At 67.5% G+C, this 20,893-nt stretch carries 23 protein-coding genes; 4 read left to right on the top strand and 19 right to left on the bottom strand.

Annotated features, from left to right (window positions below; genetic code table 11):
• Window positions 1-17: 17 nt before the first annotated feature.
• The 15 genes from J7E88_RS18005 to J7E88_RS17940 form a co-directional block, all read right to left on the bottom strand.
• A complete protein-coding gene (locus tag J7E88_RS18005; protein WP_215182246.1) occupies window positions 18-200 on the bottom strand; it encodes a hypothetical protein in 183 nt (60 codons plus the stop codon).
• 265 nt (window positions 201-465) lie between these two features.
• Window positions 466-2,487, bottom strand: a complete 2,022-nt coding sequence (locus tag J7E88_RS18000) for a DUF3987 domain-containing protein (RefSeq protein ID WP_215182244.1) — start codon at window positions 2,485-2,487, stop codon at window positions 466-468.
• Between the two features lie 334 nt (window positions 2,488-2,821).
• The gene (gene traB, locus J7E88_RS17995; RefSeq protein WP_215182242.1) at window positions 2,822-4,876 is read right to left on the bottom strand and encodes a plasmid transfer protein TraB; all 2,055 of its coding nucleotides are present in this window, start codon (window positions 4,874-4,876) and stop codon (window positions 2,822-2,824) included.
• Between the two features lie 26 nt (window positions 4,877-4,902).
• Window positions 4,903-5,544 carry a plasmid transfer protein TraA gene (traA, locus tag J7E88_RS17990; protein ID WP_215182240.1) on the bottom strand — a complete coding sequence of 214 codons (642 nt, stop codon included), beginning with the start codon at window positions 5,542-5,544 and terminating at the stop codon, window positions 4,903-4,905.
• The gene (locus J7E88_RS17985) at window positions 5,544-6,080 is read right to left on the bottom strand and encodes a hypothetical protein (RefSeq protein ID WP_215182238.1); all 537 of its coding nucleotides are present in this window, start codon (window positions 6,078-6,080) and stop codon (window positions 5,544-5,546) included. Before J7E88_RS17985 ends, traA begins: the two co-directional genes overlap by 1 nt.
• Before the next feature lie 14 nt (window positions 6,081-6,094).
• Window positions 6,095-6,733 (bottom strand): GGDEF domain-containing protein, encoded by a 639-nt coding sequence (locus tag J7E88_RS17980; protein ID WP_308307534.1) that lies wholly within the window; start codon window positions 6,731-6,733, stop codon window positions 6,095-6,097.
• Window positions 6,730-7,551 (bottom strand): DUF2637 domain-containing protein, encoded by an 822-nt coding sequence (locus tag J7E88_RS17975; RefSeq protein ID WP_308307533.1) that lies wholly within the window; start codon window positions 7,549-7,551, stop codon window positions 6,730-6,732. Before J7E88_RS17975 ends, J7E88_RS17980 begins: the two co-directional genes overlap by 4 nt.
• Window positions 7,552-7,556: 5 nt before the next feature.
• Window positions 7,557-7,805, bottom strand: coding sequence for a hypothetical protein (locus tag J7E88_RS17970; protein ID WP_215182237.1), 249 nt, complete (start codon window positions 7,803-7,805; stop codon window positions 7,557-7,559).
• A gap of 97 nt (window positions 7,806-7,902) precedes the next feature.
• Window positions 7,903-8,112 carry a hypothetical protein gene (locus tag J7E88_RS17965; RefSeq protein ID WP_215182235.1) on the bottom strand — a complete coding sequence of 70 codons (210 nt, stop codon included), beginning with the start codon at window positions 8,110-8,112 and terminating at the stop codon, window positions 7,903-7,905.
• A 2-nt stretch (window positions 8,113-8,114) separates the two neighbouring features.
• Complete coding sequence (locus J7E88_RS17960; protein ID WP_215182233.1) at window positions 8,115-8,618, bottom strand: hypothetical protein; 504 nt, start codon at window positions 8,616-8,618, stop codon at window positions 8,115-8,117.
• Complete coding sequence (locus J7E88_RS36800) at window positions 8,615-8,743, bottom strand: hypothetical protein (protein WP_285427559.1); 129 nt, start codon at window positions 8,741-8,743, stop codon at window positions 8,615-8,617. The genes J7E88_RS17960 and J7E88_RS36800 overlap by 4 nt, the downstream gene beginning before the upstream one ends.
• Complete coding sequence (locus J7E88_RS17955) at window positions 8,740-9,036, bottom strand: hypothetical protein (protein WP_215182231.1); 297 nt, start codon at window positions 9,034-9,036, stop codon at window positions 8,740-8,742. The genes J7E88_RS36800 and J7E88_RS17955 overlap by 4 nt, the downstream gene beginning before the upstream one ends.
• A 100-nt stretch (window positions 9,037-9,136) precedes the next feature.
• The gene (locus tag J7E88_RS17950) at window positions 9,137-9,496 is read right to left on the bottom strand and encodes a SpdD-like protein (RefSeq protein WP_215182229.1); all 360 of its coding nucleotides are present in this window, start codon (window positions 9,494-9,496) and stop codon (window positions 9,137-9,139) included.
• On the bottom strand, window positions 9,493-9,798 hold the full coding sequence (locus J7E88_RS35970) for a WhiB family transcriptional regulator (protein ID WP_215182227.1): 306 nt from the start codon (window positions 9,796-9,798) through the stop codon (window positions 9,493-9,495). The genes J7E88_RS17950 and J7E88_RS35970 overlap by 4 nt, the downstream gene beginning before the upstream one ends.
• A 169-nt stretch (window positions 9,799-9,967) precedes the next feature.
• Window positions 9,968-10,351 carry a hypothetical protein gene (locus J7E88_RS17940; protein ID WP_215182225.1) on the bottom strand — a complete coding sequence of 128 codons (384 nt, stop codon included), beginning with the start codon at window positions 10,349-10,351 and terminating at the stop codon, window positions 9,968-9,970.
• Between the two features lie 278 nt (window positions 10,352-10,629).
• Here J7E88_RS17940 and J7E88_RS17935 point away from each other — a divergent pair, with 278 nt between their 5' ends.
• Genes J7E88_RS17935 through J7E88_RS17925 form a run of 3 tightly spaced genes read left to right on the top strand, consistent with a single transcriptional unit; the run spans window position 10,630 to window position 12,787 of the window.
• Window positions 10,630-11,130 (top strand): GntR family transcriptional regulator, encoded by a 501-nt coding sequence (locus J7E88_RS17935; protein WP_215182223.1) that lies wholly within the window; start codon window positions 10,630-10,632, stop codon window positions 11,128-11,130.
• 18 nt (window positions 11,131-11,148) lie between these two features.
• Window positions 11,149-12,009: a DUF5919 domain-containing protein gene (locus J7E88_RS17930; protein ID WP_215182221.1), complete on the top strand. Its 861-nt coding sequence runs from the start codon at window positions 11,149-11,151 to the stop codon at window positions 12,007-12,009.
• Window positions 12,002-12,787: an inositol monophosphatase family protein gene (locus J7E88_RS17925; protein WP_215182219.1), complete on the top strand. Its 786-nt coding sequence runs from the start codon at window positions 12,002-12,004 to the stop codon at window positions 12,785-12,787. The genes J7E88_RS17930 and J7E88_RS17925 overlap by 8 nt, the downstream gene beginning before the upstream one ends.
• A gap of 154 nt (window positions 12,788-12,941) precedes the next feature.
• Here J7E88_RS17925 and J7E88_RS17920 read toward each other — a convergent pair whose 3' ends face one another.
• The 4 genes from J7E88_RS17920 to J7E88_RS17905 form a co-directional block, all read right to left on the bottom strand.
• Window positions 12,942-13,796: a hypothetical protein gene (locus tag J7E88_RS17920; protein ID WP_215182217.1), complete on the bottom strand. Its 855-nt coding sequence runs from the start codon at window positions 13,794-13,796 to the stop codon at window positions 12,942-12,944.
• A gap of 119 nt (window positions 13,797-13,915) precedes the next feature.
• Window positions 13,916-18,340: a hypothetical protein gene (locus tag J7E88_RS17915; protein ID WP_215182215.1), complete on the bottom strand. Its 4,425-nt coding sequence runs from the start codon at window positions 18,338-18,340 to the stop codon at window positions 13,916-13,918.
• A 490-nt stretch (window positions 18,341-18,830) separates the two neighbouring features.
• Window positions 18,831-19,628, bottom strand: a complete 798-nt coding sequence (locus J7E88_RS17910) for a hypothetical protein (RefSeq protein ID WP_215182213.1) — start codon at window positions 19,626-19,628, stop codon at window positions 18,831-18,833.
• A gap of 141 nt (window positions 19,629-19,769) precedes the next feature.
• Complete coding sequence (locus tag J7E88_RS17905) at window positions 19,770-20,285, bottom strand: DUF1877 family protein (protein WP_215182212.1); 516 nt, start codon at window positions 20,283-20,285, stop codon at window positions 19,770-19,772.
• A gap of 227 nt (window positions 20,286-20,512) precedes the next feature.
• On the opposite strand from J7E88_RS17905, the gene J7E88_RS35965 reads away from it, so the two are divergent.
• Window positions 20,513-20,821, top strand: coding sequence for a transposase (locus J7E88_RS35965; protein WP_308307530.1), 309 nt, complete (start codon window positions 20,513-20,515; stop codon window positions 20,819-20,821).
• The last annotated feature ends 72 nt before the right edge of the window (window positions 20,822-20,893 follow it).

Below are 20,893 nucleotides of genomic sequence, written 5' to 3'. Positions count from 1 at the left end.
TTCTCGGCGCAAGGCGATCAGTCCCCCTTGGAGATCTGCGAGTTGTCGATGGGCGTGGCGACGGTGAGGTAGTGCCGTACGAGGCGGCTGGGCGGTCGGTCGGGGTAGGGCTGGCTGGTGTCGAGGACGTCCAGCACGCTCGCGAGCTGTTGGGCCGTATGGAGGCATTCGAGTTCGGTGCCGTGGAGGCGGATTCGCATGGCAGGGACTCCAAGGGGCGGTTTCGGCCGATGGGCGTTGTGCGCGGAGCGTGAGCGGCCAGGCGGCGGCCGAGGGCCAGGGCCGGAAGGTGTCAGCAACGTCAGCAGAAGTCGTCTACCTGCAGCCTTGGTGCGCTGACTGCTGTCAGCGGGCGTCAGCAGCGTCAGCGAAAGCTGGTACTTCTGCTGACGTTGCTGACACTTGCTGACTCCCCGTCCCCAGGTGTTCTCGCTGGTCGGCGACTTCTGCTGACGTTGCTGACGGTTAGCGGCCATCGGAACCGCCCTCAGAGGAGTGGAGGGAGGGGTGGACACGGTACGTAGCCGTGGGCGGGCGCCAGGGCTGACCGGTCTTCGTCGGTTCGTCGGCGCGGAGGTAGCCGTGAGATTCGAGGAGCGCGAGGGCGGGCTCGACCTGGGCGACGGTGCGGAAGCGGCGGGAGGCTGCGACGGCGTCGCGGCGCTTGATGGCGGTGCGCCAGGTGCCGTCGGCCTTGGGCCGGCGGAGCCAGTCGAGGATGGTCTGCGCGGCTTCCGTGGCAGGGTCGGAGCCGATGAGGTCAAAGACGGCCAGAGCATGGTCGGTGTAGTAGCGGGTGATCTCGGCAGCACGGGTGACTGCCTCTTCGCCCACGGGACGGCCCCAGGTATCGGAGCCGACGTGGTCACCGAGGTGGAGGAGTGCGGCGACGCGGGCGGTGGCACCGACCCACTTGCCCGCCCAGTCGAGGAGGTGGGAGAGCCGCTGTTCGGGGCGAAGCGAGGCCTCGAGTTCCTCCTGCAGCCTCTCGATAGCGTGATCGGCCTGCGCTGACATGGGCACGGTCACGGGCTCGGGAAGGGCGTAAAGAGTAAGCAGGAGGCTTGCGAGGCGATTGCTGTACTGCTGAGCGACGGGCTCGGGGACGGGGGCGGTGCGGGTCTTGCGGTAACCGAGATTCGAGGCCGGCAGGGCGAATAGGAATCGGGCGAGCAGGCCCCGGTCGCGGGCGCCGTGTGCGTCGGCGAGGTCCTGCAGGACGGCGGGTTGCGGCGTGACACCGATGGTGAGCGCGGGTTTGTCGACAGAGGGCTGTTCGCGGGTGATGCGGTCGGTCTGCAGTCGCTCGCCCTTGTGGGCCTGGAGGAAGACGCCGAGGTTGGGCTTGGCGCTGTAGCGGCCGGCGATGATGTCGAACAGGTCGCCTTCGGGCGAGAGCGCCGCGAGGCAGCGGTGTACGGCGAGTTGCTGGGCGAGCGGTTCGGGGGTGATGTCGCCGGACACCGTGAGCCGAGGGACCGGCGGGACATGGATCTCGTCAGCGAGCATGCGAGCCCCGGAGGCTTCGGCGACGAGGGCGGTGCGGTCGATGCCGTCGCCAGGTTTGCGCGCCTTGGCCATGAGGGCTTCGGCCTCGGCTTCCGCGGCGTCTTTGGCGGTCTGGGCCTCGATGCGGGAGGCACGGGATTCCTCCTGTAGCTGCTTCTCGACCTCGTAGACCGGCGCGGTCATCGCAGCGAAGACATCGGACTTGCGGGAGGCCGGGGGCATAGCGCAGACCAGGTAGAGGTTCGTCTGCTCGGTCCAGCCCGGCCGGACCTGGACGTGCACGCGTCCGCCCGCAGCCGTGGAGAGCGCGGCCAGGCCCATGGTGGCGGCGAGGTCCGGCGGAGTCTGGGTGAACTCGGCTACCGCTGCGACGTGCTCAGCAACCCATGGCGGCAGGGCACCGACGGGGAACGTCGGAAGCGGACCATGGGTGCCGAGAGGGATCGGGTCGGGCCACTTCTGGGTGTCGCGCAGCTCGGCGAGCTCCCGCTCGGCGTCGGCGGCGATCTGTCCGGCGCTGCTGCTGCCGCTCTGAGCCCGCGCCATCGTGCGGGTGGCGGTCTCGATGAGTCTGCGTTCCGCGGCCTTCTCCGCGACGATCTCCGCGTAGTAGCCACCATTTGCTGCGGTCGGCACGGCCTGAACGAGGGTGTGGAGGTAGGTTGCGCCGCCCACCCGGTTGAGGTGTCCTGCCTTTTCCAGGTAGTTCGTGACCGTGATGACGTCGATCGGGCGCCCGCTGTTGCGCATGTCGACGATCGCGGCGTGGATGGTGGCGTGGGCCGGCCTGTAGTAGTCATCGGGGTCGATGAACCCGGTGACTTCGGCGAAGGCGTCAAACGTGGGACTGGGCAGGAGCATGGCGCCCAGAGCGGCCTGCTCGGCATCCATATCGTTCGGTGGGGAACCTGCGAGGTCGTCAGCTTTGGTGTGCAGAGAGCGGACGTTGCCGTACTCGCCGTGCGGCTGTTCGGTCACTGGGTGCTGGGCCTTTCCCTGGTCGTGCTGTGTCAGGTCGTCTCGGAGCCGTCTTGATCAATGCCTCTGCGTGTAGGTACGTCCGCGGGCGAAATCTGTGACACCCCTGGCGTCGCGCTGCCCTGGCGATGGCGTTCGCGCATGACGCGCGCGCACGCGTAGGGCGGTCCAGAAAGTCCAGAAACCCTCGGCGTTCGGCTGCCCGCTGCTGGGCGTCAGGGGCGTCAGCCAAGCGGCGTCAGACGCGTCTGACGGGGGTCGCGCGCACGTATGACCTGTGCGTTTGGGGCCGCTGCCGTCAGGGCTGTCAGACGCTTCCGACGCGTCAGGGCCGTCAGGCGGCTTCGTCTTCACGGACGATGCGGTAGACGCCGGTCTCGCTGGTTTCGGCGAGGCGGCCGGTCATGACGAAGTTGGCGACCTGGCTGGAGACCCAGGGGCGGGAGCGGCCGTGACGGTCGCAGTGCTCCATGAAGTCGGAGGGACGGACGATGGTGCGGCCCTCGGCCTCGAACTCGTCGAGCATCTGTTCCATGGCCTGGCGGGCCTGGGCTGGGGTGAGGTCGACCTTCTGCTTGGCGGCGGGACGTTCGGCGAGCTGGATCACGCCGCTCGGCTCGGGGAGTTCGGCCTCGGGGTCGATGTCGTCCAGGTCCTCGTCGTAGTCGTTGTCCGTGTCGGGGCTGCCCTGGCCCTGGTCGTCGAAGTTCTCGGCGTCGAGGTCCTGGTCGTATGGGCCGGGGTCGATCATGGCGGTCTCCGCGGGCTGGGGGTCTTTGGTTCCGGGGACGGGGTAGCGGGTGCGCTTGGCGTAGAGGCGTCCGGCGGCCTTGGCGGCGGCCTCTGCGGTGACGGGGTCGCCGGTGGAGCGGGTCGCGGCGAAGGCGAGGACGACCCAGTCGAGGTATTCGCGGGCGGTGAGGTAGGAGCGGGCAGGGGTGGCCCAGAAGGTCTCGGGGATGCCGTTGGCGACCAGGTAGCAGTAGCCGGGCTTCTTGTCCTTCCAGGCGTGCGGGGCGGCGCCAGCGTCCAGGACGTCGTCGTCCAGGGCGAAGGTGGCGTCGCGGTCGTTGCGCAGGCCGTAGACCCAGCTGGAGCCGAGGGAGGCGCGGGTGTCGGTGGAGACCTGGTTGCCAGAGGCGCGCTGCATGGACACCACGAGGGAGACGCCAGCGGAGCGGGCTTCCTGTGCGATGCCGGTGAAGACGTCGTCGTCGGTCTCGCGGATGGTCTTGGCGGCTTCCTCGAACCAGCCGATGAGGTAGGACATGCCGGGGGAGCCGTCGGCTTGGGTCTTGGCGCAGGCCGGCTCCCACTGCTTATAGCCGTACTTGGCGAGCCAGCGGGTTCGGGCCGGGATGACCGCGTTGAGGGCCTCGATCATGGCCTTGGTCGACTTCATGTCGAGCGCGGCCCAGTCGATCGCGGGGAGTAGCGGGCCCAGGGTCTGGTCGGCCTTGGCAGGATCGGATGCCCAGACGATCACGTCGCGGCGGGTGAGTATCTCCGCCAGGGCGGTGAGTCCGCCTTCGGACTTGCCAGAGCCGGTCATCCCCATGACGAGCAGGTGCATGGCATTGCGGCCGGCCTTCGGGTCGCCGGGGAAGTACATGACGGCCTCGGTGCCGTCCTCGTAGATCCCGACGTGGACGGGGTCGGCGATGGAGCCGCTGGGGTGGGACGGGCCGGGGCAGGGGACGGTGTTCTTGAGGAGGTCGTGCGGGACGACGGTGAGCTGGACGCGGGAGGCGGAGTCCGGGTCGTGGGTGAGCCGGACGGCGTTCTTGGAGACGTCCAGGGCGCTGGCGAGCAGGGGAAGGGCTTTGCTCGCGTCGTCCTGGGTGAGTTCGCCGCGGGGCAGCTGCAGGTCGAAGGTGGCCTTGTTCGGGGACACGGTTGAGCGGGTGATCTGGGCCTTGGCAAGGCCGACCTTTTCCAGCAGCCCGCCGTCAGCGCTGGCGGCGCCTTCGGGATTGCGGCGCAGTATCTGGCGGATGTTCCAGGACAGAGCGAGTGCGGGGGCGCCGATGAAGTACAGGCCGGGCAGGGGGCCGGCGTCGGGCCCGGCGATAGCGGCTGCCGTGAACCAGCTGGAGGCCGCGGCGACCGTGATCGCGGAGTGGAGGCGGCGCTGGGCAGTCGTGGCCTTGCCCGCCCACCAGGTCGTACCGGTGAGCGCGACGGAGGCGAGCGTGAGGCCGGCGGTCGCGGCAGCGTTGCCCGACCAGTAGTAGTGGGCGGGCAGGGAGGCCAGGCCGATCCCGATCCCGGCGAGCCACGGGGGCAGATGCGGCTTGGCACGGTGGAGCAGGTATTCGACGATGCCGCCGCTGCCCTGCGCGGCGCGCAGCTGCTCTTCATAGCGCTGCTCGGGGGTGGGCTGGGACACGGCCGGGTCCTCCTCGTCGGGCTGGGTCAGCTGGTGAAGTCGAAGCGGCGGCCGGTGTGGCGCTGGCGGCTTCGGTACGGCGCGAGTTCGGGGTCGAACTCGCGCTGGAACGCGGCGTAGGTGGCGGCCATGTTCTTGGCGGTGTCGCGGGCGTCGTCAGCGGCCTTCTTGAGCTTCCGGGAGACCCTGCGAGCCCTCATCCGCGAGCCGAATGCGCGACCGTCGGGGTCCGGGACCTCCTTGAGCACGGCGTTGAGCATCTCGGCGGCGTTGGCGAGTTCGAAGGCGAACTGCAGGAAGAGGCCCCGGCCGTTCTCGCAGTAGTTGCGGATGTCGGCGTTGGAGAAGAACTCCGGGTCCGCGAGCGGGCTGTGTCCGCCGTGGCGAGCACCGTTGCCACGACCGGTGAACTGCTGGCCGCCCTGGTTGCTGCCACGGGGGCCGGCCTGGCCGTTGCGGGCGGAGCCGTCGTGGACGTGGAAGTGGTACTCGCGGGTGCGGGTCCGGTTCGTCGTCCGCGTACGGCTGTTGCCGCCCGTGTTCTGCGGGTCGTCAGGTCCGGGGCCGCCACCGAACCAGGACCGTGCTCCGGCGCCGTTGGCGGTCGGACTGCTCTGAGGGGCTCCGGACCCGTTGCCGCTGCTCGGGGGCGGGGTGAAGGACGACATCAGCGGATCTCCTCAATCGGATCGGGGGAGGTACGGCGAACCTGCAGCCACAGGACCTGCGCGGCGATCGCGTTGACCAGCCACAGGAGTTCGAGAGGGCCGGCGGTGGGGCCGAAGGCGAGGGCGAGCGCGGCCCAGGCGGTGGAGGCGACGCCGAGGAGCGCGAGGCCGCGGCGCCAGCGCCGTACGGACGGCTCCTCGGCGGGGCGGTGCTGGTAGGTCCACCACAGCCAGACCAGCGGGGCCGCCGTGGCAGGCGCGAGAACCAGCCCGGTCCACCAGGCCAGGACATGGACGATCGCGGCCGTGACGAACGCGGCGACGGCTATCCCGGTCGGCGCCCAAGCGCGGCGCCGGTCCCACATCCAGCCGCCGACCGCGTACGCGGCGCGGGCCGCCAGCAACGGCTGCTCGGGGACGACCAGGATGATCGGCTCCGGTCGGCGGCCGAAGCCGCGGCGGCGCTGGCGCGGGATGCGTATCGCGGTGGTTCCCGGCGGCATCTTCGCGTTGCGGGCACGGGTGCGGTTGGCCATGGGACGGGGTCCTTTCACGGGGTGGGTGCGGCGTGACGGGTGCCGGGTCGGCCGACGCGCCGGCCATTGGCGGTGGCGTAGGTGTTGTGGCCCGAGGCGGGACGCCACCAGCTGCCGAGGGACTTGGCGGTGTACATGGCCTCGTCGGCGGCGCGCAGGCGCTTGCTCAGCGGGGCGCTGGGCCGGTCCGTGGGGCGGCAGATGCCGATGGAGGCTCGCGGGACCACCGCGCGGTGCCCGAGCTGGACGGGCTCGGAGAGGCGCCGGGAGAGGTCGGCGAGGTGGGCGCTCGCACGCTCATCGTCGACGTGGACGACCGCGGCGAACTCGTCGCCACCGAGCCGTCCGGCGAACCCGTCGTGGTCGGCGCTCCACTGCGCCAGGCGCTCGCCGACGGCGGTGAGGAGGGCATCGCCGGCGGCGTGCCCGAAGGTGTCGTTGACCTGCTTGAACCGGTCCAGGTCGAGCAGCAGCACGCTGGCGCCGGGACGGCGGAGCGCGCGATGGGCGCGAGCAGTGAAGGCGGCCCGGGTGGCCAGTCCGGTGAGCGGGTCGCGCCGGGCGGCAGACAGGCGGCGCGACAGCCACAGGCTGTGGATGAACCAGCCCAGTAACGGCAGGGCCGCCAGGGCATGCGGCAAGGGATTGGTCACGGTGTGGACTCCAGTTCTGTGGCACCCGAGAGGGCGAGTACGGATTCGGGTGCAGGCTCGGCAGTCGCCGGGGTGCTCTGCAGGGCGGCGTCGCGGATCCGGGCGGCGCGGCTGGTGCCGACGCCGTAGGTCTTGATCAGCCAGGTGGCGGACGGTTCCTGTCCGGCGGCGATCCGCTCGCGCGCGGCGTCGATCAGTTCCTGGTCGGTCTTGCCGGGCGGCAGCTCCTGCCGCTTGGGTGTGCCCTTCGCCCGGCGGTGGGACTGCCGGTTGCTAGGTGCGGCAGGGGGTTTGGGCGGCACCGGCGGCAGGGGTGCTTCCTCGGCAGGCGGCGGGGGCTGCTGACCCTCCGGCACGGCGGGGGTGCTGCTATCTGTCTGCGTCGTGGGCGGCAGGGTGCGCAGGTGCGCCATGTGAACCAGCAGCCCGAGCACGATCGGCGGGACTGCCGAGACGGCGACGATCAGCGGCCAGCCGACCGGGATGACGCGGGCGGCGATCGCGTGGTCGACGGCGTTCCCGGCGACCGACAGGACGATGGCGCCGATCGCGTTGGCCTTGGCCCAGGCACGGGCTTGGTCGTTGCGGGTTGACTTGCCCAGCCAGACGCGGACCGCGGTCATCGCGTAGGCGTCGATGGTCAGCGGGAGCAGCCAGGACAGCTGCATCCACCAGCCGGTTCGTACGGCGAGGTCCTGCAGCGCCGCGTACGAGGAAGCCGCGGCGGCTGCGCCGACGGCGCCCATCCCGGCGTACAGCAGCCAGTCACGGCGTACCGGCAGTTCCTCGGCGGGAGTGTCGTTGATGTGAGTGGTCACGGCGCTCACCCGACCGCGCTGGAGATGCCGTTGGCGGTGGCGGTGAGGACCTGAGAGACCACGGACTTGGCGGTGTCGGCGACGGTGCCGGACAGGTACAGGCCGATCAGAATGCCGACGATCAGCGTGGACCAGCGGTGGCCGATGTAGGTGCACATCACGACGCCGGCCGCGATCAGGACCAGGAGGACCGAGACGGTCACCACGGGCGAGGAACCGCTCGCGGTGGAGGCAGCGAGCATGTGGGCGTTCACGGGAAGGGACTCCTTCAACCAGGAAGTACGGGAGGCGGTTGGGGTCCCGCCCGGTGCGGGCGCGTTGAGGCCGGGGCGCGGGGCGGGAAGAGCGGGGCTACCGGTCGTGCTGGGCGATCGTGAGGTCGATCAACTCGGGGGCGGTACAGAACCCGACGTAGGCGCCGCTCGCGTGCCAGACGTGCCAGCGCTCGGAGAACAAGCCGGGCACCTGGGCGCAGACCGCGAGGTAGGCCCGTCGGCGGATGACCGGCAGGTCTGGGAGGACCACGGACTCGGGCAGCGGGGGCGGCTGAGGAGCGGACATGGTCACCAGTCCTCTCCGTCCGTGGCCGGGCGGCTCGGGGTGCAGGTGCCCAGGCACACGTCGTGGGTGTCGGCGAGGTAGTCCATCTCTCGGGCCAGCGCGTAGTCGTCGTCGACAGCAGCCTCGCGATAGTTGCCGCAGACGCACGCGATGAGCAGCGTTGCCATGCCCCCTCCGAACCGGCGCCGGGTGTGGTGGATCCACACGCCTTCGCCCAGATGGGCAACTGCGGCCGGTGGTATGGAGGTCAGCGCCTCCGTCTCCGTGTCGTCCAGGCGGGGGTAGCCCTGCCACGATGTGGCGGTCAGGACCAGGGCGAACGTGCTTGGGAAGTGGTTGCGGACGTACCAGTCGGCCCCGCGTACGGCCTCCTGGCGCTCGCGTTCGTGCCGGTCCTTCCGCTCGCGCACCCAGTCGAGCTCGGTGGCTTCGCGGCTGCGGGCAGCCAGGTCCCGGAGTCGGCCCACGACGCTGTCCTGCTCGGGGACGGTGATCGGCTCTGTCATCGCAGGACTCCCTTCCGGATCTCGGCGGGGTGGCAGGTGTGGGTGCGGGCGGCCCGGCGGGCGGCGCGCTGGTTGCGGTGGACGGGGTGCCAGCCGCACATCGGGCAGCGGGGACGTGCGCTCATGCCACCCGCCTCCCGGTCAGCGGGACGTCGGCGGCCGCGAGGGCGGCCAGCCCGTCGTCGGTGATCTGCGGCGTGAACTCCGGGAGAGCACCGAGCTGGTCGAGGGTGTCGATAAGGACGGTGAGCGGGAGCGGGGCACCGTCGTAGTGCGCGTTGACCGCGGCGCGAGCGGCGGCCAGCAGCTCGGTGTAGTCGTGGCGCAGGGCGGCGAGCTGGCGGCGCAGCTGGCCGTTTGTGCGGGTCAGCGAGGTGACCGCGGGCTTGGCGGCGGTGGGAAGCGTCCGGTCGGACATGGAGCGAACCTCCGAGGTTGGCGGCTGCCGGCCGCACACGTGGGCAGCGCGGAGCAGAGCCGGTACGGACCGGTAGCCGGGGAAGAGAGAAGGGAGGGCGTCAGCGGCGGTATCGGCCGCGGGGCTCCTGGCTGTTGACCATCGAGCGCAGCACCACTGCGCACACGGTCAGCGCCAGCGCAGCGACGGCGACCGATAGCAGCAGCGCCACCAGGACCGTGCCGACCACGAGCGCACCGCCCGCGCCGACGGCGACCAGTGCCACGGGCGAGAGGCCGGAGCGCTGCGGGGCCGGGAGCGGGGCCTGGTCGTGAACGCAGTGCTGGACCGGGGCGACCGGTGTCTGGAGCGGGACCATGCCAGAGGCCGGCGGCGCCGACGAGATGAATGTGCGTCCGAAGGCATCAGTGAGGACGTACGGCTCACCTGGCTGCGGCTGGGGAGGAGTCGGATACGTCATGCGGCCCGCGCCTCCCTCCGGCGCAGCGCCCGGCGCTCATCAGCGGTCAGCCCGCCGAAGATGCCGAACCCCTCACCGCGCTCCAGCGCTAGCTCCAGGCACTTCGTACGTACCGGGCAACCCATGCACGTGCGCTTCGCGAGCTCGGTCCCCGACGACGTTCCGTCGAAGAACGCCTCCGTGTCCGTCCCCGTGCACGCAGCTCCGCTCAACGGATTGGCGGCAGGAACGTGCTCATCGAGGGCCAGGCGGAGCGGCGCGCGGTGCGGATTGGCGATGCCGCGCAGGTATCGGCGAGCCATCAGCACACCTCCGCCCGCTCGATCCGGGAGGCCTGGGCCCACTCGTGGCCGCAATGTCCGCACAGCTCACGGGCGGTGTGGTAGCGGGAGACCGGCACGGGGCGGCGGCAGCACGGGCAGGCGGCCCGGCGACACACAGGCCGATGGTCATAGAACGGCGAGATGGCCATCACGCCCCCTCGTCTGCAGGACGCAACACCAGGCCGTGCTCGGACGCCCAGGCCTGCGCCTGCCGCTCGTTCGCGCGGGCGCAGTGTTCATCGAAGTCGACGTAGCCGTAGGCGTGATAGACGATCCCGCCGAACTGAAGGTCGGCGCTGGCGTTGCTCTCGCCGTCGTACACGACCACCAGGTCGTGCTCGGCAGCGAAGATCTCGACGGCGGCGTTCGAGTGCAGCGGTAGCAGGAGCCGCTGACCGGCCGGGACCGGGGCGTCTGAGCGCTCCAGCCAGTCCGCCAGGCCGCGGAGGCCGGCGACGTACTGGACGCGCTCATCCCGGTCGGGGGAGACGGTCGCGGTTGATAATGCCGCGGAAGTACGCTGGTTGAGCATCGTTGAACTCCTTCTGACAAAGGGCGATGCGCTGGCCTCGGCAGGGGATCGGCAGGTGTTGGCGCACCTTCCGGACCTGGATCTGCCGGGGCCGTTGTCGTGTCGAGGTGGCTCGGGGTGTCTCACTCCGTCGCAACCTCATGCATTAGGTTCCACCTAGTGCATGAGGTTGTCAACGGTTTCCGCGAAAGACGTCCGTGGCCGCCTGGCTCGGCCCTCTACGGGTGTGCTGCACTAGCTGTGGCTGGTGCAGCAGGTGCAAGCGGGAGGAAGTCGGAGTGGCTGAGACACAGGTGGGCCCCGCGTACAAGCGGCTTGCGAATGAGCTGCGCTCGCAGATCGCCCGGGGTGATCTGCCCGTAGGTGCGGCTCTTCCGTCTGCGTCGCAGCTGATGAAGATGCACGACGTCTCCACGACCGTGGTGCGGGACGCTCTCAAGATCTTGCGGGACGAAGGTCTCGTCTACGGGCAGGCCGGCAAGGCGGTGTACGTCCGAGCGACTCCGGAGGAATCAGCCGCGGAGCGCATGTCGCTCGATGAACTCACCCAGGGCTACCAGCAGCTCGAAACCCGTGTGGCCGGGTTGTCAGCGCCTACTGATGTCGCCGCCCTGGAGGAACTGCGGGAAGAGATGGCGGAACTGCGCCGATCAGTGGCCGTCCTTCAGGCACAGTTGATCGAGTTGTACGGGCGTGTGGGTCAGCCGTACCCACGCGACAAGGCGCCGCTGAAGACTGAGGCGTCATCTGACCAGGCACGCAGGGCTGTTGGCGGCTGAGCCGCACGTGGAGGGGATATGGAACGCCCGAGAGAGTCCGGCACGGTCGTATCGCTGCACGGCAGGGCGTCCTACCGCCCCGATCTCGCAGAATTAGCACGCAACCAGCTGGCCGCAGCCCGCGCCGCGAAGGGGCTGAGCCCTGGGGAGTTCGCCGAACTGCTGTCCACGATGCTCGACTGGAACGTGAGCCCCGAGGCCCTGGAGTCCTGGGAGATCACCGCGACGCCGCCTGGTGACGTCCTGGTCGCGGCAGAGCTGATCGTGCGGCAGTCCGCGCCCGGCCTGACCGACGGCGAGCCGCGCGACGCACTCACGCAGATCGTCGGCGACCAGTTCGCCGACCTCGCCGGGGTCTACGCGAGCCGGTCCGAGTTCCAGGCCAAGGTCTCTGCCTCCGAGCTCCTGGACGAAGCCAAGGACATCCGGATGTCCGGGCTGTCGCTCAACCTCCTGTGCCAGTCGTACTCCGAGGCCAGGCTCCGGCAGATCGTCGAGGACGGCACGACCCTGAAGGCGCTTTTCCTCAAGCCGTACGGCCACTTCATCGCGGAGCGCGAGCGCGAAGAGGGCTATCCCGAAGGCCGGCTGTCCGCGCTGACCGCGATGAACCTGACCATCCTGCAGGAGCGCGTCGTGGAGCGGGTCAGTCCGGAGGCCGCACAGCGGATCGAGTTCGGGGTCTATGACGAGCCCATACGGTTCAACATCACCTTGATCGACGGGCAGCTGTGTGTGGCTCAGCCGTACTTGCCGCAGACTCGCGGTGTCGACTCGCCCACCTTGCTCGTCCGGAAGCGCCGGGTCGCCGGCGGGCTCTATCCGACGTTCGACCAGATCTTCACCACGCTGTGGGAGAGGCGAGAACTGAATGACTGACCTGCGATCGCTCCTGGGTGTGGCCTGCGCGGCGCTGGACCAGGCGTCGGCGCTCGTCACCGACATGGCTGTGGGGGCGGTGCAGGCCAAGGGCGACCGGGACATGGTGTCCGAGATCGACTTCGCCGTAGAGGATCGCGTCCGCACCTTCCTGCAGAAGGAGACCCCGGAGATCGGCTTCCTCGGCGAGGAGAGCGGGGGAGTGGGCGCCGGCGGTGCGCTTACGTGGGCACTTGATCCGGTCGACGGGACGGCGAACCTCGTCAACGGCATCCCGCTCTGCGGGGTATCCCTCGGGCTGATCGCGGACAACCGCTCGGTGCTAGGGGTCATCGACTTGCCGTTCCTGGGCCAGCGGTACCGCGCGGCGGAGGGTCACGGTGCGTACTGCGGCGACGACCGGATCCGTCCCCGCGTGACAACGGCGCTGAACGAGGCCATCGTGGCCATCGGCGACTACGCCGTCGGCGAGCGCGCCCAGGAGAGGAACGCCCGCCGACTCGCGCTCACTGCCTGTCTGGCGGAGAGCGTTCTGCGCGTCCGGATGTTCGGCTCGGCGGCGGTCGACTTGGTGTGGGTGGCATCCGGCAAGGTCGACTGCAGCATCGCGCTGAGCAATCACCCGTGGGACATGGCGGCGGGCGTGGCCATTGCGAGGGAAGCCGGCGCCGTGGTGATGGACGTCGATGGCTCGCCGCATGACGTCATGTCAGCCGCAACGATTGCGGCTACACCTGCGCTGCGACGCCCCTTGATGGAGATGTTGGCGACCCTATGAACTTGGCCCACTAGGTCTCCAAGTCGGCTGAGCGCATCCAATGCCAGATCCCTACCCCGCACGCGAGGCTGCCGCGTTCTGATCTCCACAAGGCTGTTCCCGCGTACGTCCACTAATGGTCCGGGGAGTACCGGCGAGCGTGACCGGTGATCGATTAGAGGGAAGCGACGGAGAAACCACTCTCGAACAACTCTCTAAGCTTCATAGCCTCGATATTTGCAGGAGTCGTGGAGGAACGCCCCGGCCTGTAATAGACCTCATCTGGCTGGACCCACTCGGCGCTGTCCCCATACAGCCTATCGATGAGTCTCGGTCGCACTCTCCATACGCGGTCAAACGTTGGCGTGCTATCCGTGTCAAATTCCCAGTGATTAACGTGACCGTCGCTCCTCAGCATATGTAGCCCTACTTGAGCCAGCACACCATGCGAGAGAGCTTGCGGCTCCACGTTGGCGCCCATTGTGAAGCTCGCACCTTGGCCCCTACACGCTACGGCGAAGCCACCGTCAACCACGGTGCGCTCGCAGATCAAAATCCAGGAAAGACACCAGTCTTCGGCGATCAGCGCCCGCTTCGCTGCCTCTAGCAGCTCCCTTTCGTTTTTAAGCCCCTCGCATATTCCCTTGCCGATCTGTAGGACATGCCCTTCTCCCCTCTTCAAGACAAAGGTAACCTCGGCGGCTGCCATCCCCGGAGCGCCAACACCAACCTTCGAAGTAACGGAAAAATAGCGTGAACTGTAATGCAGACGACGACCGACTCTGTGACGTTGATAGACGTCCGGAGGGTTACCAAGCAGGCGGGCAGCCGTGTCGGCTTGAGTGAACTTCAATGAACGGTCGAAGTAGCCGATGTCCCCAACATTTACAGGGTCGCCGGGTTCCCAAGTGGCCCAATCCGAGGTCTCGTTGTATACCCAGCTCACATAAGATCTACTGAACGCAGCCACCGCAACCTCCGGTTGAGGTCTCCACAATCCACAACCCACAACCCGCTCTTCCAGCGTCACATGCGAAGAATTGGCTGTCAATTTGGCGCGCTACTCGATTGGTCTCCTGGCTCGACGCGGGTCTCAGGCCAGGAAATGGAGCACGCGGAGCCGATCCCCTTGCCATGGCGGGGATCCTCTCATCGATCGCCGGGAGGTCCTCCGCTCAGGCCAGCAGCCCCAAGAGGCCTTTCCTCCTGATTGTGTGCGTGCAGGAACTCCTCGCCTACGGCGGTGATGACCTTTGGTTCGATACGCACCAGTGCCGGCAGACAGATGCTCCAGTGACCGATAGACAGGGCCTGCGCGAGTAACATTTTGGATCTGTCGGGGTCAAAGTCGATCGCTAGTGCTGTCAGGGTCTTTGCGCATTCGGCGGGATCGGCAATCGAGACGGCGACGTCCGTGGCGCGTTGGAGGTCGCCATCACCAGCGTAAGCACGAGCGACAGAGCCAAGGGCGCGCGCTCGCCGGACGGGGTCGGCGATCGACTGGGCGATGCGCTCCGCCTGGTCCAAAGCACCGGAATCTGCTGCGAACTGTGCAACAGTGGCCAGCGTCTTAGCCCTCCGGGGGCCATCTGAGATCGTACGAGCGATTTGTTCTGCTCTGGCGAGGTGACCGGACCTTGCCACGGCTGAGGCGACGCGGCCCAAAGCCCTCTGGCGAAGTGCTGGATTGGTGATTGAGCGGACGAGTGGTTCCGCCCGATCAGGGCTGCCCGCAACGGACAGCTGGTGAGCGATGCCTGTGATCGTTTGGTCTCGGCTAGTGACATTGGGGAGTGAGTTGACTGTGGCCATGGCACGGTCGATGAACTCCCCAGCGCGCTGTATGTCTCCTGTCTTGGCCAACGCTGTGGCTAGGTCGACCAGAGCCCTCACCCGGAGCGCGGGAACGGGAATAGATTCAATCTCCCGTCTGGCCCTTTCGACGTCTCCCTCATCCGCGGCCGGGCGAGTGACGTCGATCAGGTCTTTGGCCTGCAGATGGGCGTTGTTCGAGGAGAGCGGTGGCGCCGACTCGGCACAGTCCGGTATTGAGCGTCTCGGTTCCCGCGACTGTGCCGACTGGGAACGCTCTAGGGGAGTAGCGTCAGCCCCGTTTCGATCCCCAACGCGGTCACCTACACTTCCATTCGCTCGGAGCAGCAAGGCCGCAGCTTTACCCTTGTGGTCCGGGTCCTTGATCGAACTCGCGAGCTCTTCAGCCCGTGCCGTGTTGTCGTGAGTAACGCCCGCCTTGACGATCCGCAGCAGCGCTGTCGACCGCTGCGCCGCATTCGTGATGGAGGAGGCGACGTCTTCGGCCCAGGCCAGGTCACCAGATTGCGCGATGGCTTCCGCGACGACCGTCAACGTACGGTCCCGCTGAGGCACGTCAGAAATAGCGCGGGCGATCTCCTGGGCTCGACGGAGATCGCCGATAGAGGCTGTGGCCTGTGCTAGAACTGCGTGGTCCCGGCCGACGCGGTGAACGCTGCTAACAGTCCGTGCCGTCGATTCTGCCTCGTTGGCGAGTTCCTCGGCTCGATGTGCTTCACCGCTTGCTGCGAGGCCAGATGCGACGACTGCCAATGCCTTCGCCCGACTGTTGGGGTTGTCGAAGTTGCGCGCGAGGTCCTCCGCACGGTCTGGCGTACCAGAGAGAGCCATCACTTTGGCGATCGCGATGAGGGCATCGCCTCTCACGGATGTCCGTGTCACGGCGCGACCTGCTCGTTCGGCCTCTTGCAAAAGCTCCATTGCCCTCTTGCTCTTCCCCGCTTCCGCTGCCTCGCGTGCGACTGCGGCGAGGATCCAGGCTCGGCGGCCTGGGTTTCGGATGGACAATGCGAGAGTTTCAGCTTGGCCAGCGATGGTGAGGGCAGCGCGTCGGGCGCCAGCCACATCTGCCGCCCGCGCTACGACAGCGAGCGCATGTGCCCGATCTGATTGTGGGCTGACTGAGCGTGCTATGGATCGGCCGCGACGCCAATCACCAGAGCTCGCGACCTCCATCGCCACTGCAGAGAGGGCTTGGGCACGCTCGGACCAACGCTTGAGGGACTTCGCAAGGGTAAGGGCATGCCCTATGTCTCCCGCCGCTGCGGCAGCACGTGCGACAGCGGCAAGCGCTTGTGCCCGCTGTGGCCCGTCCCCTAGCGAATGGGCTGCCTCCTCTGCACGCTCCACAAGCAATTGCGCGCGATACGCGTCCCCGGTACGAGCCATGGCACGGGCGACCACTGCGTACGCGTGTGCCTCCGCGTCACTGTCCGCAATGGCGAGAATGCTCCGCTCAGCTTGTTCGGCCACGGTCTTGGCGCGCTTCAAATCACCGACCTCTGCCATGTGGCGCGCCACGGATGCGAGGGCTCGTACCTGTCGAGCCGGTGTCGTAATCGAGCGGGCCAAGGCCTCGGCACGGCTGTGCCTGCCTAGTTGGGCCCAGATCACGGGAAGGTAGGTGGGGATGTGGTCGTTTCGCTCTGTGAGTTTGACACGGTGAACGGCGAGTCGGCCCAACGCCACCAGGTCCGGAGTGGGTGTGTCGGACAGGGCCTCCTGAGTAGCCGCGATCTCGGCGAGCGCGATGCTGTCGCCGCCGATGATGTCGAGCATGCGTCGGTGTCGATCGGGATCCGTCGCGCACTTCAGCATGCGGCAACGGTCCCCTGCGACGTGGAGGAGTTTGAAGTACCCGCGAAGGAGGTACTCGGGCGTGCCAATCGGCCACTTGTCCGCGCGATACCCATCGGCCCAGGCGTGGATCCTCTCGCGGTACTCCGCCACACAGGTCTCTCCGAGAAAACGCAGCGCCTGTTGCTGAATCTCTTCGTGACTGAGGACGTAGACTGCCACCTGCGACCGCCAGCGTCCGGCCCGAGGTGTGAAGGTGCGACCGGACACCGCACCCAGCAGACTCTCAATCTCCCACTCTGGTACCCCTGTTAGCTGCGCGAGGTCAGCTTCGGAAAGGCCTCCACCGGCTGCAGTCAGTAGACCGAGCAGGTCCTTCTCAATCGTGCTTCCGCGCAGAAGCCTCTTGAGTTCGCGCTCGGCGTCCTGACGGACTACCTCGGCGTGGGGGGAAGCTGTCAGTTTCCGTACGATGCTCGGCCGACGCAGCGGGTGGTTGTCAGGGACGTCCGTGGGAATCGGCGGATTGGGCCGGCCCGCGACGATCACGCGCATGCCAGATGGGGGATTCGCTGGCAGGATCGCGGCGATGCTGTGCGCATCCGCGCCTGTGGTCACTCCGCAGTCCTCGTCTAGCCCGTCCACGACCAGAACCAGGCGCTCGCCTCTACGCCGGCAGAGTTCGGCCGTACGCTCGAGGGCCCCCAAAAGATGTGCCTCTCGTGTGGCGTCGGTGAGCATCATCGGCATGGTCTCACCGAGCAGTTCTAATGCCTGCTCGAGAACTACCTCGGTGAACGCCGTACTGTCAGCCTGCCCGGCCCAACGGGCAGTGACGAAGAACGACACCACCCTCACTCCAGACGGCGGATCTAGCACGAAGGTCGACATCAGGGCCGATTTGCCAGCCCATGCCTGCGCCCGCAACCACAGGTATGGCTCGAACCCGGGATCAGTGCAAAAGCGTTCCAGTTCGGACAGCTCTTTCTCCCGCGAGAGCAACCGTCCTGGAGCGATGCGGCGAACCTGAGATAGGTAGTCGGAGCGGACTACAGGAGGATGCGGCCCCGCCGTGTCCAAGTCTTCGGTGTCATCGCCTTCCGCGGAACGCTCGGTGAGGGCGAAGCCGACTAAGTCCCGTCGCAGAGAATTGGCAGTTTTTGTCGCAGCCGCTGGAGCATATCGGCCTACGAGCTCGCATAGCCGGCTGAACAGTCGGTCTGCAGCGTCAGCCGTGCCTGCCTCGACAACGCTCCGGAGCCGACCCACCGTGATCGTGCGATCCGTCTCATCTATGCCTTCGAGACGCACCTCCCGCATTCGCAATGCGCCGAGAAGACGCCAGGTCAACTCGGCAGTGGGCATCCCATTCATCTTGGCGCCAGCGCCCATCGCGGCCGAAGCGACGACGGCGTCGAAGTGGCGTAGTCGCTCTCGTACACCTCGATTTGTCCGTTCGGCGCGGGAAACCTCCGAGCGAAACTGCTTCTCATCCAAGGTGTCCCTAGCGATGCCAGCGAGTTCTCGAAGCTGTCGTACATGAGGGTTCGGGCTCGCCACGACGAGGGCAAGTCGCCATCGACCTTCGTCGACTTCCTGCGCATGGTCGTGCATCACCCGGAGGTAGGAGCCAATCAGCTCGACTGACGCCTGGTCGCTGGCCACAAACGAGGGGTCCCTGCGGACGCCGATCGAAACCTGGCACTGAGTCCCATCCACCGAACGTCCGCTCAGCACCAGGTCGTCCACGGCGCTATAGGCACTCGCCTGGAAGCCGATCTCGTGAGGGGTGACGTCGTCTCCGAGCTCGGTCACAGGGTCCGCGGTGAGTAGATGACTCAGCAATAGCGCGCCGTAACGGTGCTCCAGAACGGTGCCGCCACCGCCCGTCGAGTACGGGCTTGCACGTCTCACGTTGCTTTGTACACGGGACTGATCGGGCACCCATCCAGCCTACGTGCCGATGCCACACCCAGCCGAGGGTCTGCTCTAAGTCCGTCCCGATGAGCGGCCCACTGGACGGGAAAGCGATGGGTTGCTACATGGGGTGGACATGCCACACAGGTCGTGGGTGTGCACTCGGCGCGTAGGGGTTCAGTGCGCTCGGAACGGTACTGGGACAAGCCAATCTGGCGCTTTGTGGGCCACCGGCGGGACAGCACTTCGCCACTAGCTGGCTTGGCGCGCGTCCTTGCAGGTCAGAGCAGTGTCTGCCGCTTGACCGCGACCCTCTTGAAAACCGTCGTGGCGCGAGTCACCGTGGGTTCAAATCCCACACCCACCGCGTGCAGGCCACGTAAGGCCAGGTGAGAAGGGGTGCCCGGAGCTTCCGGGTACCCCTCTCGCATTCGAACTGTCTCACGGTTTCTCGCTCGTGCCCCGCTTCTGACCAGGGCGTGTGGCCCAGCTGTGGCCCAGAAGCGTGCCCTGAGGATCAGAGCGTCAGCACAGGCCGAGTGGAGGAATCCTCGTACATGTCCTCGCCGTCCGGGCCGTACACGAACTCGGCCATGAAGGGGTTACGGTTCGCGGTGGCCAGGGGCAGCCAGGCCAGCAGCGTGCCGTATCCACCGCACACCGACTCACCGCCGTCTCCGCCGTGGACCGCGGTGACGTCGCTCGTCAGCTCCGAGCGGTAGGTGTCATAGGCGATGCGCAGGCCGAAGGCGTTCGGCTGAGTGTGCGGGCCGGTTCGGTCCCCGTACGGGATGCGGTCCATGGGGCACGTGTCGCCCCACCGGAACAGCGTGTCCGCGCCGACTCCGCAGGCGTGCTCCCACTCGTCGGAGGTCGGCATCCGTAGGCCGCGGGCCGCGAGGACAGCCGACATGTCGGCAGGGGGCTCGGTCAGGTTCTCGTCCTCCACGGCCATGAGCACCGCGGCCAGAACGACGCTCCGGCGTGGACTGAGCAATTGTGCAAGGTGGGCTCGAAGATCGGGTCCGTAGCCGTATCCCTGGTCCAGGCTCTCCTGGTAGTCGGCGGTCTGCTCGGGCGTCGGCTGCCAGGCGTCGAGGTCGAATCCGAGTGTCACTGCGCCACCGGGTATGAGCGCGAATTCCTGGGCGTTCCGCTCGATGCGGACGCGGTGCAGCGGGGCGCCGAGGTGCTCAATGGTTTCGACGACGGTCACACGGCCATCGACTCGGGCCGCCGCCTTCTCGGCGACGCGACGTGCGGTAAGAAGGTCGAAGGAACGCCACTGGTCAAGACTGAGATCGGCGAGAGACATGTGCCGCAGTGTCGCAGGCGGGTCTGACATGGATACCTGTTGCGGGTTCCCGGTGGCCATGGCTCGGGACCTGGCTGACGTCCTGCTGAGTTGCCTTGGTACTGGCTCACTGCTGCTCGACCGCGAGTGGCGGATCGGTGCTCAGTCGATCCAGGCCACAACCGCCAGCCCACGCTGGCTAGCAACCCGATAGAAGCTCTGCAGCAGTGCGAAATGCTCAACGAGATACGTGCGTGGGTGCCCGTTGAACCCTCGGAAGCCGCAGGCTTCGGCCGCCGCGAAGCTGTCTGCCGGCAGGTGGCTGAGCATGTCATCTATGTCCATAGCGGCGAGGTCGCGGGCCACTTCTGCCACGGCTGCAGGAGCGATGAGAGCGGGAGGGGCGTCAAAGCCGTCGTAGACCTCGGGATGATCCAGGAACTCGACATCGTCACCCGAATCCCCCGAGATGCTCCGTTGAAGGTTCTGGATGCACTGCTCCTCGATCTGCATGCGCTGGCAGAACCAGATCAGGCCCCAGATCGCCCAGTCGAGGTCCACGGCGTCTTCCTCAGGCGGATCCCAGTCTGGGTTGCCGTCTGACGACATCGCCGCAGCTGCACGGCACTGAGTCAGGTACTGAGGTGTCACCCGCGCAAGTTGCTGTGTCAGTGCCATGGGCCGAGTATCGCGGACTTGCGAGCGAAGGGCGGGCTGTCTTTCGCCCAGCATGGTGACGCCTGCCCGGCATAATCCGGGCTGTGGACCTGAGACCGGAGTTGCTGCCCCCGCCTGTGAGCCAGCAGCAGCTGGATGAGTTGAGCGCTGAGATCGACGGGTCTGCCGCACGATCGGGTGACATCTGAACTGGCTTGCCCTGTGGGGTGGGTGGGAAGGATGTCGCTGTGCCCAAGCCTTATCCGGAGGAGTTCCGCCAGGAGGTCGTGCGGGTCGCGAGGAACCGCGGGCGGGGTGTGACGGTCGAGCAGGTGGCCACCGACTTCGGGGTCCATCCGATGACGTTGTGGAAGTGGATGCGTCGCGTAGAGATCGACGACGGAACCAAGCCCGGATCGACCAGCCAGGAGAGCGCCGAGCTTCGGGAAGCGCGTCGGCGGATCAAGTTGCTGGAGCAGGAGAACGAGGTCCTGCGGCGGGCCGCGGCCTATCTGTCGCAGGCGCATCTGCCGGGAAAAGGATCTACCCGCTCGTGAAGGAGCTGGCCGGGGACGGGGTGCCCGTCACGGTTGCGTGCCGGGTGCTGAAGCTCGCCAGACAGCCCTGCT

The sequence above is a fragment of the Streptomyces sp. ISL-10 genome, from assembly GCF_018614575.1.
Lineage (GTDB): Bacteria > Actinomycetota > Actinomycetes > Streptomycetales > Streptomycetaceae > Streptomyces.
The sequence above is the reverse complement of the archived record's forward strand: the minus strand, read 5'-3'. Positions and strand labels throughout refer to the sequence as shown.

Bases quoted from the DNA above. Each gene is read 5' to 3' on its own strand.
- J7E88_RS18005 (WP_215182246.1), bottom strand. From the start codon at position 200: ATGCGAATCCGCCTCCACGGCACCGAACTCGAATGCCTCCATACGGCC.
- traA (WP_215182240.1), bottom strand. From the start codon at position 5,544: ATGTCGTCCTTCACCCCGCCCCCGAGCAGCGGCAACGGGTCCGGAGCC.
- J7E88_RS17985 (WP_215182238.1), bottom strand. From the start codon at position 6,080: ATGGCCAACCGCACCCGTGCCCGCAACGCGAAGATGCCGCCGGGAACC.
- J7E88_RS17965 (WP_215182235.1), bottom strand. From the start codon at position 8,112: ATGTCCGCTCCTCAGCCGCCCCCGCTGCCCGAGTCCGTGGTCCTCCCA.
- J7E88_RS17960 (WP_215182233.1), bottom strand. From the start codon at position 8,618: ATGACAGAGCCGATCACCGTCCCCGAGCAGGACAGCGTCGTGGGCCGA.
- J7E88_RS36800 (WP_285427559.1), bottom strand. From the start codon at position 8,743: ATGAGCGCACGTCCCCGCTGCCCGATGTGCGGCTGGCACCCCGTCCAC.
- J7E88_RS17955 (WP_215182231.1), bottom strand. From the start codon at position 9,036: ATGTCCGACCGGACGCTTCCCACCGCCGCCAAGCCCGCGGTCACCTCG.
- J7E88_RS17950 (WP_215182229.1), bottom strand. From the start codon at position 9,496: ATGACGTATCCGACTCCTCCCCAGCCGCAGCCAGGTGAGCCGTACGTC.
- J7E88_RS35970 (WP_215182227.1), bottom strand. From the start codon at position 9,798: ATGGCTCGCCGATACCTGCGCGGCATCGCCAATCCGCACCGCGCGCCG.
- J7E88_RS17940 (WP_215182225.1), bottom strand. From the start codon at position 10,351: ATGCTCAACCAGCGTACTTCCGCGGCATTATCAACCGCGACCGTCTCC.
- J7E88_RS17930 (WP_215182221.1), top strand. From the start codon at position 11,149: ATGGAACGCCCGAGAGAGTCCGGCACGGTCGTATCGCTGCACGGCAGG.
- J7E88_RS17925 (WP_215182219.1), top strand. From the start codon at position 12,002: ATGACTGACCTGCGATCGCTCCTGGGTGTGGCCTGCGCGGCGCTGGAC.
- J7E88_RS17910 (WP_215182213.1), bottom strand. From the start codon at position 19,628: ATGTCTCTCGCCGATCTCAGTCTTGACCAGTGGCGTTCCTTCGACCTT.
- J7E88_RS17905 (WP_215182212.1), bottom strand. From the start codon at position 20,285: ATGGCACTGACACAGCAACTTGCGCGGGTGACACCTCAGTACCTGACT.